The organism is Bradyrhizobium sp. FW305-F6 (assembly GCF_058782905.1).
This window is the reverse complement of sequence record NZ_JBYSYD010000001.1, coordinates 1,866,023-1,878,146: the sequence shown is the minus strand read 5'-3', so window position 1 is coordinate 1,878,146 and position 12,124 is coordinate 1,866,023. Positions and strand designations below refer to the sequence as shown.

Here is a 12,124-nt window from a genome sequence, read left to right as displayed (position 1 = left end):
GGGCTTGCGGAACGGCCGGGCCATGTCTCGGCCGTTCTGGTTCAGGGACGCACGGCCGGCGTCTCCATCGGCAGGCCACGCGCACGCGACATCAGATAGAGCTCGAGTGCGACCAACTCGGGCGAGCCGTAGTCGTAGGCTTGGGCCCGGACGCCGGTCATGCAGCTGCGCAGCCGCCGCTCGAGCGATCCCAGCGTCTGCCATTCCAATCGGTAGAGCGGATAGCCGGTCGGCTGTCCCTGCGTGATCGGCGCGCCGGCGAGGCGCTTGTCGAAATTGTCGTCGTGGCAATTGGTGCAGGCGAGGTTGAGCTGCCCCTGGCGCTGCATGTAGAGTGCGCGGCCTTGCGCGATGAAGGGCTTGGCCTGCGGATCGTCACCGGCCGTGATCGTGGCGCCGCGCGACTGGTGGGCGATGAAGGCGGACAATGCGAGCAGGTCGCGGCTCTCGTAGCGCAGCGGCGTCGCCTGCTGATGATTGGCGCGACAGAGATTGATGCGCTGGTCGAGCGTGACGGGACGGCCGAGAGCCTTGTCGAAGGCGGGGTAGCGCGCCGCGACGCCCTTCATGCTGCTGCGCGCATCGCCATGACAATCCGTGCAGGCTTTGCCGACGCTGCCGAGCTTCTTCGTCCAGAGCGCTTCGCCGTCGAGCACGAACAGCATGCCGGGATTGCTGGTGTCGTCATCCTGCATGGCGCGCGTGTCCGGGCCCATGAAGGTGTAGCCGGAGCGACGCGCCTCGGGAGGGATGTCGCCGGCGAGCAGGGCCGTGGCCGCACCGGCCAGCAATGCCGCAATTGCTATCGCGCGCCGAGGGATCATTCGAGGGATCATTCGAGAGATCACTCGACAGGTCATTCGACCGTGATGACTGCCGATGCCGTCGAGGAATAGCCGTTGTCGCCGACCCATTCGAACTCGAATGTGCCGCTCTCCCTGGCGACGGTAAAGAAGGACAGATACGGGTTCGCTGCGATCGCCGGAAAGAGGTCGGCGCGAAAGATCTCGGCGCCATTGTAGCGGCAGATGAAACTCGTGATGATGTCGCGCGGCACCAGCTTGCCGTCCGCGGTGTGGCGGAAGCCGGTCTCCATGATGTGGGAGGTCAGCGTGCGGAGCTCGATGATGTCGCCGCGTCTGGCCTTGGCCGGAACGTTGATGAGGGCGGCCATCAGTTCATCTCCTCGGTGCATGCGGCCAGCGTCACGACCACATCGGCGGCGACCTGCCAGAACGTATCGTCGGACAGGCGCGCGATCGCGACCACCTTCTGGGTGTCGGCGAGCCGGATCCGTGTCGAGACCCGGGCCCGGCCGGAGGAGGGGCCGAGATGAAAATTGCCGATGTTCGGTTGCGGGTTCTTCTCGTTGAAGACGTGGATGGACTTGACGTAGTCGGTCGCCGTCATCGGGCTTGCAACGCTCACCGTGATCGGCACCGTGTTGCCGTTCTCGACCAGCGGCGGAATGTCGAGCTTGACCCTTCCGATGTGAACCTGCGCTTCGCCGACGACGTCACGGATTGCGGTGTTGAGCATTGCCGGTGTCGCTTCGAGCGGCCGCAGTGTGACGATCGGGATCGTCCCGGCGGCCGTGATGCCTCCGGTGAGGCGCAGGAAGTGTCGTCGCGTGGTTGGCATCGATCTAGTCCCGAAGCGTTGCAAGAAAAGCCACGATGTCCTCAATCTCCGCGGCCGACAGGATCGGCTTGCCGGCGAAGTTGCGTCCGACGCGAACGAGGCCGTCGATGCGATAATAGGACGGCATGATGGTGTCCGGGTTGAAGCGCGAGGCATCGACCAGTCGAAGCCGCAACTGGCTGACCGACCACCGGTTCCCGGCGCCGGTGAGATCCGGCGCGAGGTCGCCCTGGAACCGCGTTTCCGGGAATGGGCCGGAATGGCAGAGGATGCAGGTCGTCGCGCGCGCGAGCACCAGAGCGCGCCCGCGCGCGGCATCGCCTGGTGAGCCGGTGAGCGTGGCGGGAATGCCGTCGTTGACGATCGTGTAGGGCAGAAGTTCGTTCGCGTGCGCAGCGCTGGCGAAGGCGAGGCCAACGACGATGATCGCGGCAAGCGCAAATGGTGGCGAGAACGACTGCGGCCGCCACGAACTCCACTGACCTCTTCCGCTTGCGGGAGAGGTCGGCGCGCAGCGCCGGGTGAGGGCTCTTTGCTCTTGGGGGCTCTCGCGAGCGGAGACACCCTCTTCCCAGCCCCCCCCCGCAGGCGGGGGAGGGAGCGCATCGTGGTCGCGGCGACTTGCTCGGATCTTCATGCCTTAACCAAACGTCTCCGCCGTGATGGTGTCAAACCAGCGCTCCGCCTCACTTGCTTCGCGCGCTCGCAATTCGCGCGGCGCGTCGACCGGACTCGTCGCGCCGCCTTCGACCTCGGCAAAGATGTCGCCCCTGGGCTGGTAGTTGCCGGCGAGTGAAAAGCCGTAAGTGGGCGCAACGACGTTGTAGCAGACGCCCGTCAGCCGAGGTGCTTCCGCCGTGCGGCCGGCGAGAATATCGATGATGGCAGCGGCGCAGGCCTTGCCTTGCGCGCTTGCAGCCGATGCCGATTTCGGGATGCCGCCGCCGAGGCAGGCGTCGCCAATGACGTGGACGTTCCTGACGAGTTTCGACTCGAACGTGACAGGATCGATCGGGCACCAGCCGGTCGCATCCGCAGCGCCCGCGATTTCGGCGATGAGCGCTGCGCGCTGCGGCGGGATGACGTTGGCGACATCAGGGGTGTAGTTGCCGAACTCGGTGACGATGGTTCGCGTCGCGGAATCGACAGAGGTGACGCGGCCGCCTTGCGACAGGCCGATTCGCTCGATCATGTCGCCGTACAGCTCCTTCCACGCCTTCTCGAACAGCCGCTGTTGCGAAAAAGTGTCCTTGGCGTCGAGGATCAGCACTTTCGAGCGCGGCTTCTTGGCTTTCAGATAATGCGCGATCAGGCTGGCGCGCTCGTAAGGTGCGGGCGGGCAGCGTGAGGGATTAGCGGGGATCGCGATGGCGACCGTGCCGCCATCCGCCATCGCTTCCAGCTGCTTGCGCAGCAGCAGAGTCTGCGCGCCGGCTTTCCAGGCATGCGGCATCTTCTCCGATGCGGTCGCGTCATAGCCGGGGAGGGCTTCGAGGTGGAAGTCGATGCCGGGCGAGAGCACGAGGCGGTCATAGGGCAGCGCGACGCCGTCGGCCGTCATGACGCTGCGCCGCTCCGGCTCGATCATGGTCACGGCCTGAGCGATCAATGTGACGCCGTCGGCCGCGATCTTGTCGTAACCGAATTGCTGCGCCTCGATCTCGCGCAGACCCGCAATCACCGCGTTGCTGAAAGGGCAGGAGGTGAAGACCGCATTGGGCTCGATCAGGATGATGTGCAGATCATCCCGCGCTCGCTTCAGCGCTCGGGCGCAAGCAGCACCGCCAAACCCGCCGCCGACCACGACGACACGCCCCGAGGCTTGCGCGCGCGGGGTCGCTGGCCGGGCCAGCGCTGCGGCTGCCGCAGTGATGCCGAGCACGGCCTTCCGCCGTGTCACCGGGCGTCCCGTCATGGGCTATCCAGGCAAAATGCCGCGGCGGCCATGGGCTGCCGCGGCGTGTTTCAGGCGAAGGTGATGTTCTGGTCGCGCAGCGGCACGGACCGGATGCGCTTGCCGGTCGCGGCGAAGTACGCATTCAGCACGGCGGGCGCGGCGACGCCGATGGTCGGCTCGCCGACACCGCCCCAAAATCCGCCGCTCGGCACCATCACGGTCTCCACCTTCGGCATCTCGTTGATGCGCATCGAATTGTAGGTGTCGAAGTTGGTCTGCTCGATCTTGCCGTCCTTGACGGTGCAGCCGCCATAGAACAGCGCGGAGAGACCATAGACGAAGGAGCCGGCGACCTGCCGCTCCACCTGCGCCGGATTGACGACGTAGCCGGGATCGGTGGAGGCGACGATGCGATGCACCTTGATCTTGTTGGCGTCGGTCACCGAGATCTCGGCGGCTCCGGCGACATAGCTGCCATAGCCCATGACCTGGGCTATGCCGCGATAGACGCCCTGCGGTGCCGGCGTGTCCCAGCCGATCTTTTCGGCAACCGCATTGAGCACTGCGAGGTGCTTGGGGTGCTTGCCCATCAGCTTGCGGCGGAATTCGAGCGGGTCCTGGCCTGCGGCCTGGGCGAGCTCGTCCATGAAGCATTCCATGTAGATCGCATTGTGATTGACGTTGACGCCGCGCCAGAAGCCGGGCGGGACGTGCGGATTGCGCATCGCATGCTCGACCAGAAGGTTCGGCACCGAATAGCCGAACGCGGCCTCGCCGGACTGGGCGACGCCCTGGAAGGCTGCGGGGTCCATGCCGTTCTGCAGCGCTTCCGGGCGGAGCGAGAACAGGATCGATTGCCCGGACAGGCGGTAGTGCAGCGCAATCAGGTTGTTGTTGGCATCGAACGCGCCGGTCATCTTGCACTGGGTGATCGGGTGATATCTGCCGTGCGCCATGTCCTCTTCGCGCGACCACAGCAGCTTGATCGGCGTGCCCGGCATCTGCTTGGCGATGATGACCGCCTGGCGGACATAGTCGGTCTGCCCGCGCCGGCCGAAACCGCCCCCTGGCATCACCTTGTGCACATCGCACTTCTCCGCCGGCAGGCCGGAGGCCTCGAGTACCGCCGCGAAGGCCGCTTCGCCATTCTGCGTGCCGCACCAGACCTCGCACTTGTCCGCCGTGTAAATCGCCGTGGCGTTCATCGGCTCCATGGTCGCGTGGTTCTGGTAGGGATAGGAGTAGACGGCCTCGACCTTCTTCGCCGCACTCGCAATCGCCGCCTTCGCGTCGCCGTTCTTGTTGCCGACATAGGCCGGCTGCGAATCGTTGAGCCCCTCGGCCAGCCATTTCGCAATCGACTCGCTGGAGACTTTTGCGTTGTCGCCCTCGTCCCAGACGATCGGCAGCGCGTCCAGCGCGGTCTTGGCGTGCCACCAGGTGTCGGCGACCACGGCGACGGCGGTGTCGCCGACCTTGACCACCTTCTTGACGCCCTTCATGCCGGCGATCTTGGCTTCGTCGAAGCTCTTCAGCTTGCCGCCGAACACCGGGCAGTCCTTGATCGCGGCGTTCAGCATGCCCGGCAGCTTGACGTCGGCGCCGTAGATCATGGCGCCGGTGGTCTTGTCGACGGTGTCGAGCCGCTTCACGCCCTTGCCGATCAGCTTCCAATCCTTCGGATCCTTCAGCTTGACCTCCGCGGGCGGCGTCAGCTTCGCCGCAGCTTCGGCCACCTTGCCGTAGGTCGTGGTCCGGCCCGAAGGCGTATGGGTGATGACGCTGTTGGCGGCCTTGCATTCGGAGGCCGGCACCTTCCATGTGTCGGCGGCGGCCTGGATCAGCATCACGCGTGCGGTGGCGCCGCCCTTGCGGACATAATCCTGCGAGGAGCGGATGCCGCGGCTGCCGCCCGTGGAGAAGTCACCCCAGACACGCTTGCGGGCGACGCTCTGGCCGGGGGTCGGATATTCGGTCGTGACCTTCGTCCAGTCGCATTCGAGCTCTTCGGCGACAAGCTGGGCGAGCCCGGTGAGCGAGCCCTGGCCCATCTCGGAGCGGGCGATGCGGATCACCACGGTGTCGTCGGGCCTGACCACGACCCAGGCCCCGATCTCGGGCGAGCCGTCGGCGGCGCGGACCACGGTAGGCCCGAACGAGAGGTCGAGGCCGATGGCGAGGCCGGCACCGACTGCGGCCGTGCCGATGACGAAGGCGCGGCGATTGAGCCGCGGCGAGACATGCTTGTTCATGTGGGGATTTCCTTACGCGCTGGCGATCGTGTGGATCGCTTCGCGCACCTGCTGGAAGGTGCCGCAGCGGCAGATATTGGTGATGGCCTCGTCGATGTCGGCGTCGGTCGGCTTCGGCTTCTCGTTCAACAGCGCCGCCACCGCCATGATCATGCCGCTCTGGCAGTAGCCGCATTGCGGCACGTCCTGGGCGATCCAGGCTTCCTGGACCTTGTGCAGGGAACCGTCGGATGCGAGCCCCTCGATCGTCGTGATCTTCTTGCCCTCGGCCTCGCCGACCGAGATGCCGCAGGAGCGCATCGCCACGCCGTCCATGTGGACCGTGCAGGCGCCGCATTGTGCAATGCCGCAACCATATTTGGTGCCGGTCAGGCCGGCATTCTCGCGGATCGCCCAGAGCAGCGGCGTATCCGGCTCGACGTCGAGGGTGAAAGTTTTTCCGTTGATTGTTAGGTCTGCCATCGCAAGTCCCCTGATTGGCCCAATCCACCGATTGAACTCAGGGGCGCAATCTGTCCGGCAAACTGGAAGTGTTCAAATCAACAGTCCGCGGGTCATCGTGATGATGGTCCGGCGGCCCAAGAGTGGTGGACTGGAGCGTTGTTTTGCCTCATGCCTCTGTTAGCGATTCGGTTTGGCGCCTCGTGCATGGGCGCCAAATCCACGGCTTGAGGCGACGTCCGGCCGTGCCTGCCGGTTCCCGACCGCATCGCGGCTGGCGGGGCGGCGACAGTTTGTCCGTTTTGCCGGGATGCAAGACGCCAGCGCTTTGGTACACTGCGCCGACGCAAGAGGAGTTCCATGAACGTGCCGAGTCCCTGCAACGTGCTGATGCTCTACCCGCTGTTCTCGGCGGAGTCCTTCTGGACCTTTGGCGAATCCTGCAAAGTCATGGGCGTCAAGCGCCCGGCCGCTCCCTTGGGCCTGATTACCGTAGCCGCAATGTTGCCCAAGAGCTGGACGGTCCGGCTGATCGATTGCAACACGGCGCCCTTCGGCGAGGAGGATCTCGCCTGGGCGGACGTCGTCTTCACCGGCGGGATGATGCCGCAGCAGGCCGACACGCTGCGCCTGATCGAACTGTGCCGCGCCGCCGGCAAGCCGGTCGTGGTCGGCGGTCCCGACCCCACCTCGAGCCCCCACCTCTACGAGCGGGCCGACTTCCGGGTGCTCGGCGAGGCCGAAAGCGTGATCGACGACTTCATCGCGGCCTGGGAGAGCGGCGCGCGCTCGGGCACCTTCACCGCGCCGAAGTTCCAGGCCGACGTCACCAAGACGCCGGTGCCGCGCTTCGACCTGCTCAAGTTCGAGGACTATCTCTACCTCGGTGTCCAGTATTCGCGCGGCTGTCCGTTCACCTGCGAGTTCTGCGACATCATCGAGCTCTATGGGCGCGTGCCGCGGACCAAGACGATCGACCAGATGTTCGTCGAGCTCGAGACGCTCTACCAGATGGGCTATCGCGGCCATCTCGACTTCGTCGACGACAATTTCATCGGCAACAAGAAGTCGCTGCGGCAGTTCCTGCCCAAGCTCGCCGAATGGCAACGCACGCACAACTATCCCTTCGAATTCTCCACGGAGGCCTCGGTCAACCTCGCCGACGATCCGGAACTGCTGGAGCTGATGGGCGCGGCCAATTTCTTCGGCATCTTCGTCGGCATCGAAAGCCCGGATCCGGCGACGCTGGTCGCGATGCGCAAGAAGCAGAACACGCGGCGCAACATCGCCGAGAGCATCCACAAGATCTATGCCGCCGGCATGCTGGTCACTGCGGGCTTCATCGTCGGCTTCGACAACGAGAAGGTCTCGATGGCGGAGGCGATGATCGACTTCATCGAGGAGGCGGCCATTCCCGTCGCCATGGTCGGCCTGCTCTATGCCTTGCCGAACACGCAACTCACGCGCCGCCTGGAGCGCGAAGGCCGGCTGCATCAGGGCCACGACGTGGCGCCGACGATCGGCGCCGATCAGTGCACGGCCGGCATCAACTTCGATCCGGTCCGCCCGCTGCGCGACATCCTGATGGACTACAAGCGGGTGCTGGAGCACGTCTACAGCCCGGCTGCCTATGCAGCACGAGTCGATCGCCTGATGACGCTGCTCGACCGCTCCAGGCAGCGTTCCGAGCTCGCCGAAGGCGACATCCGCTCCAAGCTCGGGGCCATGGAGACGGTGCACAAGGTGGTCTCCGCCCTTCCCGAGGCGCGGGGGCCGCTGTGGCAGACCTTCATGAACTGCGCCAAGCGCGACACGTCGTCCGCACGCATCGCGGTGCAGATGATCGCGGCCTATGCGCATCTCGGACCGTACTCGCGCAAGGTCATCGCCGCCATCGATCAGCGCCTCACCGCGCTGGACAACGAGACCATCACGCCAACTGTCGGCGTGACGGCGGCCTGAGGCTTACTTCACCGCCAGGCGCAAGAAGCTCATCACGCTGCCGAGCGCGGCAAAGCCCGCGCCGAGCGCCAGCGCCAAGGTCGCGCCCTCGTGACCTGCGAGCGCGAAGCAGGCCGCGGCGAGCGCGGCTCCCGTCGTCTGGCCCGTCAGCCGCGCCGTGGCGACGATGCCGGAGGCGCTGCCGCTGCGGTGCGCCGGCGCGCTCGACATCACCGCCTTCATGTTCGGCGCCTGGAAGAAGCCGAACCCCATGCCGCAGATCACCATCCGCCAGATGATGTCGGGGATGGCAGGATTGGCGGGGAGCGTCGCCAGCAGCGCCATGCCGAGGCCGAGCAGCACGAGCCCGATGCCGCCGAGCAGGCCGACCGCGTGGCGGTCGGACAGGCGCCCGGCGATCGGCGCCATGATGCCGACCACCAGCGGCCATGGCGTCATGAAGAAGCCGGTCTCGACCTGCGAGCGTCCGAGCACGCCCTCGAAATAGAACGGCAGCGAGACGAAGGCGAGCCCCTGCACGGCGAAGGCGCACAGCGCCGTCGCCGCCGATAGCGCGAACATCGGCCTCGCGAACAGGTCGATCGGCAGCATCGGCGCCGGATGACCGGCCTGGCGGCGCATCAGGATAAAGCCGAGCGCGAGCGCCGAGATCAACTCGATGGCCACGACGAGCGGCGGCAAATTGTGCGCGGCGCTGCCGATGGCGGTGATGAACAGGCCGAGGCAGGCGGACGCCAGGATCGCGCCGGGAACGTCGAAGCCGTGATCGGCGCGCGGCGTCTTCGGCAGCATGGCAAAGCCGATACCGATCGCGACGAGCCCGAACGGGATGTTGACGGCGAACAGCCACGGCCATGGACCGAAGGCGAGGATGGCGGAGGCGATCGAGGGGCCGAAGGTGAAGGCGGTCGCGACCACCAGCGCATTGTGGCCGAAGCCGCGGCCTTGCATCCGCCCCGGATAGACGTAGCGCACCAGTGCGGTGTTGACGCTCATGATGCCGCTCGCGCCCAGCCCTTGCAGCGTGCGCGCCACCAGCAGGCTGTCGAGCGACCATGCCACCGCGCAGAACAGCGAGGCGATCGTGAACAGGATCAGGCCGCCGAGATAGATGCGCTGGTGCCCGACGATCTCGCCGAGCGCGCCCAGCGGCAGCAGGGTGGCCACCAGCGCGATCTGGTAGACGTTGACGACCCAGACCGACTGCTCCGGCGTGACCCGCAGATCGGCGGCGATGGCGGGCAGCGCGATGTTCGCAATCGCGGTGTCGAGCGAGGCCATCGCCAGCGCGGTGAAGATCGCAGCGATGGCCCAGCGCCGCTGCGCGGTGGGAAGTCCGTCGGACACAGGCTGATCCGACTCGCGCGCGGCCGAGGGTAACGTGATTGTCATTGCGTTGGCGCGTCGCTCCGGCGGCGTGGGTCATGCGCCGTGTACTACGGCTTGGCGGCCGGCCACAGGCTCATGCGTGCATGCTGTGTATGCGCAGGCTGCTGGAGGCGGCGCGGATAGAGTAGGGATCGCGACAATCGAATCCAAATTCGAAAAACAACCCCATGCACAGGAGAAGGGCCGTTGATCGGAAAGGGATTTTTCGAGACGCGCGGTCGTGACCTTCCCGGCCGCGATCAAGTTGACTCGTCGGGCAAAACACCGGCAAGTTGTCAAGGTGCAGCAGCCCCGGCAGGCCGCATTTTCATCGCCTGCGCGCTTGTCTCCCCGAAATCAACGTTGAGGCAGATCAACACTCCCCTCGCGGGAGGCCGGCCCTTTCCAACCGCGCAGCGATGGAAATGGCCGCCGACATGCAGATTCTGCTCCGTGAAATCTGCAAACCCCTTTGCTCTGGATGTTGGCCTTCGTGCCCATCGTGGTGGTGGCCGAGGCCCTGGTCCCGCATTCCCACGCGTTGCTGTTCGTGCTGGCGGTGCTCGCCAAAGTGCCGCTGGCGGCGCTGCTCAGCCATGCGGCGCGCTGATGATCTTGATCTACGCGGTCTTTGCGCTGACGCTGTACGTGGTACCGCCGGCGGGCCAGGGATGAAGTTCAGTGCCCTTCGATTCGCGCCGGTAGGGCCATTGTGGCCATTGGCCGCGCCAGATCATGCCAATCCGAGGCCGCCATCGATGTCGATCACCTGACCGGTGACCCATGCCGAGGCGGGTCCGGCGAGTTGGACGATCCATTCAGCGACATCGTCGGGCACACCGCGGCGGCCGAGCGGGATGCTGGCGCGCTCTTGTTCCTCCACCGCCGCGGCCTGCTGAGCCGACAATCCCATCATGCCGGTCAGCGCCCCCGTCTCGGTCGGGCCTGGAGCAACGGCGTTCACCCTGATCCCCAACGGCGCCAGCTCCAAGGCCCAGCACCGCGTCAGATGCTCCACGGCGGCTTTGCTGGCGGCGTAGTGAGAGAGCCCTGCCGCCGCCTTGTGTCCAAAGGTGCTGGAGACGTTGACGATCGCGCCGCGCCTCGCCTTGAGATGGGGAAGCGCTGCCGATGCGAGCAGACTTGGGCCGAGCACGTTGACGGCGAAGATGTCGGCGATGCGATCGCCGGTCGCATCGGCGAGCGACAGGATTGCGCCGGCGCCGGCATTGTTGACCAGCGCATCGAGGCGGCCCCATTTGTCGAGCGCCATCGCAATGGTTCGCCTGGCGTCTTCGGCGGACGCCGCATCCGCCGTCATCCCCGCAATGTTCGCGTGTTGCAGCATGGTCTCCTGGATCAGGCTCGCCCGGCGGCCGGTGACGAGCACCTGGTCGCCCTGTTTCGCAAAACGGAGCGCCGCTGCGCGGCCGATGCCTGAAGTGCCGCCGGTGACGACGACGACCTTTTGATCTTGCATGTTCTTGCCTCTCGTGCGGCCGACCGCACCATCTCGTTCGATTTTGCAGGTCGCGGCGGCCGGCTTTCGTGTTGCGGCCACCGTGACGGGCGTAACCAGGAGCGCGCGCTGGGTTCATCCCGGGCGCGCGCTCCGGTCTGTTCGTCGCGGTCAGTAGTCCCAGAACACCGGGACCCAGCGGAAGGCCTCGCCGGCGGCCGCGACATGACCGACCGAGGGGAACGGCATGTGCGTGGCCACCAGCAGCTCGCCGCTCTCCGCGAGCTCCCGCAACAGCCGGATGCGGACGCGCGCCGCCTCCTCGGGATCGTGCTCGAAGCCGTTGTGCCACTCGGGTTGGTCGAACCCGACCGCAAACACGGCATCGCCAGCAAATGTCAGCGCCTCGCCACCGGACGCCACGCGGACCACGCTATGCCCGGGGGTGTGACCGCCGGTGCGACGAACGGCGACACCAGGTGCAACCTCGTGTTGCTCGTCGAACGTCCGGATCTGGCTGCCGTACATCCTCACGAACTGCTTGGCGGTCGCCCGAAGCGCATCCGGGAAGCCTTGCGGCATGTTCGTGCGGGTAAAGTCGGGCGACTCCCAGAACCTGACCTCGGCGGCGGCGACGTGGATCCGCAGGTCCTTGCGCAACCGCTCCTTCACGCCGTCGACCAGCAAGCCACCGACGTGATCCATGTGCATGTGGGTCAACACGAGATCGGTCACGGACGAGAGGTCAATTCCGGCGGCCTCCAGCCGCTTGATCAACTGTCCGGCGCGCGGCAGATGCAAGTCAGGATCGGACCCCAGTCCCGCGTCGATGAGGATCGTCTTGTCGTCACTTCGCACCATCACCGCATTGAGTGCCCAGTCAAAGGCATCCTGAGGCAGGAACATCTCGTTCAGCCAGTTGGCCCGTAGGGCCGGGTCGGCGTTGTGCGCCAGCATGGCCGTCGGGAGCGGCAGCACGCCGTCGCTGACCACCAGCACGTCGATATCGCCGATGCGCACCGCGTAACGCGACGGTACAAGCTCTTCGGGTTTCGCGGCAAGGGAAGCGTTGTGCAAATTCATGTCGGTCTCCTTTTCGAAGTT

The 12,124-nt window shown here is 66.0% G+C and carries 12 protein-coding genes; 2 read left to right on the top strand and 10 right to left on the bottom strand.

The window, feature by feature from the left end; translation table 11 throughout:
* Positions 1–41: 41 nt before the first annotated feature.
* The 7 genes from soxA to AC3WLX_RS09055 all read right to left on the bottom strand — a co-directional run bounded on the left by soxA (position 42) and on the right by AC3WLX_RS09055 (position 6,252).
* Positions 42–824, bottom strand: a complete 783-nt coding sequence (gene soxA, locus AC3WLX_RS09085) for a sulfur oxidation c-type cytochrome SoxA (RefSeq protein ID WP_492335567.1) — start codon at positions 822–824, stop codon at positions 42–44.
* 32 nt (positions 825–856) lie between these two features.
* Complete coding sequence (gene soxZ, locus AC3WLX_RS09080) at positions 857–1,174, bottom strand: thiosulfate oxidation carrier complex protein SoxZ (protein WP_291627612.1); 318 nt, start codon at positions 1,172–1,174, stop codon at positions 857–859.
* Positions 1,174–1,641: a SoxY-related AACIE arm protein gene (locus AC3WLX_RS09075; RefSeq protein ID WP_492335566.1), complete on the bottom strand. Its 468-nt coding sequence runs from the start codon at positions 1,639–1,641 to the stop codon at positions 1,174–1,176. Before AC3WLX_RS09075 ends, soxZ begins: the two co-directional genes overlap by 1 nt.
* 4 nt (positions 1,642–1,645) lie before the next feature.
* A complete protein-coding gene (gene soxX / locus AC3WLX_RS09070; RefSeq protein ID WP_492335941.1) occupies positions 1,646–2,068 on the bottom strand; it encodes a sulfur oxidation c-type cytochrome SoxX in 423 nt (140 codons plus the stop codon).
* A 213-nt stretch (positions 2,069–2,281) separates the two neighbouring features.
* Positions 2,282–3,556, bottom strand: a complete 1,275-nt coding sequence (locus tag AC3WLX_RS09065) for an FCSD flavin-binding domain-containing protein (protein WP_492335565.1) — start codon at positions 3,554–3,556, stop codon at positions 2,282–2,284.
* A 50-nt stretch (positions 3,557–3,606) separates the two neighbouring features.
* Positions 3,607–5,790: a xanthine dehydrogenase family protein molybdopterin-binding subunit gene (locus AC3WLX_RS09060; protein ID WP_492335564.1), complete on the bottom strand. Its 2,184-nt coding sequence runs from the start codon at positions 5,788–5,790 to the stop codon at positions 3,607–3,609.
* A gap of 12 nt (positions 5,791–5,802) precedes the next feature.
* Positions 5,803–6,252 carry a (2Fe-2S)-binding protein gene (locus AC3WLX_RS09055; protein ID WP_492335563.1) on the bottom strand — a complete coding sequence of 150 codons (450 nt, stop codon included), beginning with the start codon at positions 6,250–6,252 and terminating at the stop codon, positions 5,803–5,805.
* Positions 6,253–6,591: 339 nt separating this feature from the next.
* Here AC3WLX_RS09055 and AC3WLX_RS09050 point away from each other — a divergent pair, with 339 nt between their 5' ends.
* A complete protein-coding gene (locus AC3WLX_RS09050) occupies positions 6,592–8,193 on the top strand; it encodes a B12-binding domain-containing radical SAM protein (RefSeq protein ID WP_492335562.1) in 1,602 nt (533 codons plus the stop codon).
* A gap of 3 nt (positions 8,194–8,196) precedes the next feature.
* Here AC3WLX_RS09050 and AC3WLX_RS09045 read toward each other — a convergent pair whose 3' ends face one another.
* Positions 8,197–9,585, bottom strand: a complete 1,389-nt coding sequence (locus AC3WLX_RS09045) for an MFS transporter (protein WP_492335561.1) — start codon at positions 9,583–9,585, stop codon at positions 8,197–8,199.
* A gap of 448 nt (positions 9,586–10,033) precedes the next feature.
* On the opposite strand from AC3WLX_RS09045, the gene AC3WLX_RS09040 reads away from it, so the two are divergent.
* A complete protein-coding gene (locus tag AC3WLX_RS09040) occupies positions 10,034–10,171 on the top strand; it encodes a hypothetical protein (protein ID WP_492335560.1) in 138 nt (45 codons plus the stop codon).
* Between the two features lie 123 nt (positions 10,172–10,294).
* Here AC3WLX_RS09040 and AC3WLX_RS09035 read toward each other — a convergent pair whose 3' ends face one another.
* Entirely contained in the window at positions 10,295–11,041 is a 747-nt protein-coding gene (locus tag AC3WLX_RS09035) for an SDR family NAD(P)-dependent oxidoreductase (protein ID WP_492335559.1), read from the bottom strand.
* A gap of 150 nt (positions 11,042–11,191) precedes the next feature.
* Positions 11,192–12,103, bottom strand: coding sequence for an MBL fold metallo-hydrolase (locus AC3WLX_RS09030; protein WP_492335558.1), 912 nt, complete (start codon positions 12,101–12,103; stop codon positions 11,192–11,194).
* Positions 12,104–12,124: the final 21 nt, after the last annotated feature.

Bases quoted from the DNA above. Each gene is read 5' to 3' on its own strand.
- AC3WLX_RS09030 (WP_492335558.1), bottom strand. From the start codon at position 12,103: ATGAATTTGCACAACGCTTCCCTTGCCGCGAAACCCGAAGAGCTTGTA.
- AC3WLX_RS09065 (WP_492335565.1), bottom strand. From the start codon at position 3,556: ATGACGGGACGCCCGGTGACACGGCGGAAGGCCGTGCTCGGCATCACT.
- AC3WLX_RS09075 (WP_492335566.1), bottom strand. From the start codon at position 1,641: ATGCCAACCACGCGACGACACTTCCTGCGCCTCACCGGAGGCATCACG.
- soxA (WP_492335567.1), bottom strand. From the start codon at position 824: ATGATCCCTCGGCGCGCGATAGCAATTGCGGCATTGCTGGCCGGTGCG.
- AC3WLX_RS09045 (WP_492335561.1), bottom strand. From the start codon at position 9,585: ATGACAATCACGTTACCCTCGGCCGCGCGCGAGTCGGATCAGCCTGTG.
- AC3WLX_RS09035 (WP_492335559.1), bottom strand. From the start codon at position 11,041: ATGCAAGATCAAAAGGTCGTCGTCGTCACCGGCGGCACTTCAGGCATC.
- AC3WLX_RS09060 (WP_492335564.1), bottom strand. From the start codon at position 5,790: ATGAACAAGCATGTCTCGCCGCGGCTCAATCGCCGCGCCTTCGTCATC.
- AC3WLX_RS09055 (WP_492335563.1), bottom strand. From the start codon at position 6,252: ATGGCAGACCTAACAATCAACGGAAAAACTTTCACCCTCGACGTCGAG.
- AC3WLX_RS09050 (WP_492335562.1), top strand. From the start codon at position 6,592: ATGAACGTGCCGAGTCCCTGCAACGTGCTGATGCTCTACCCGCTGTTC.
- soxZ (WP_291627612.1), bottom strand. From the start codon at position 1,174: ATGGCCGCCCTCATCAACGTTCCGGCCAAGGCCAGACGCGGCGACATC.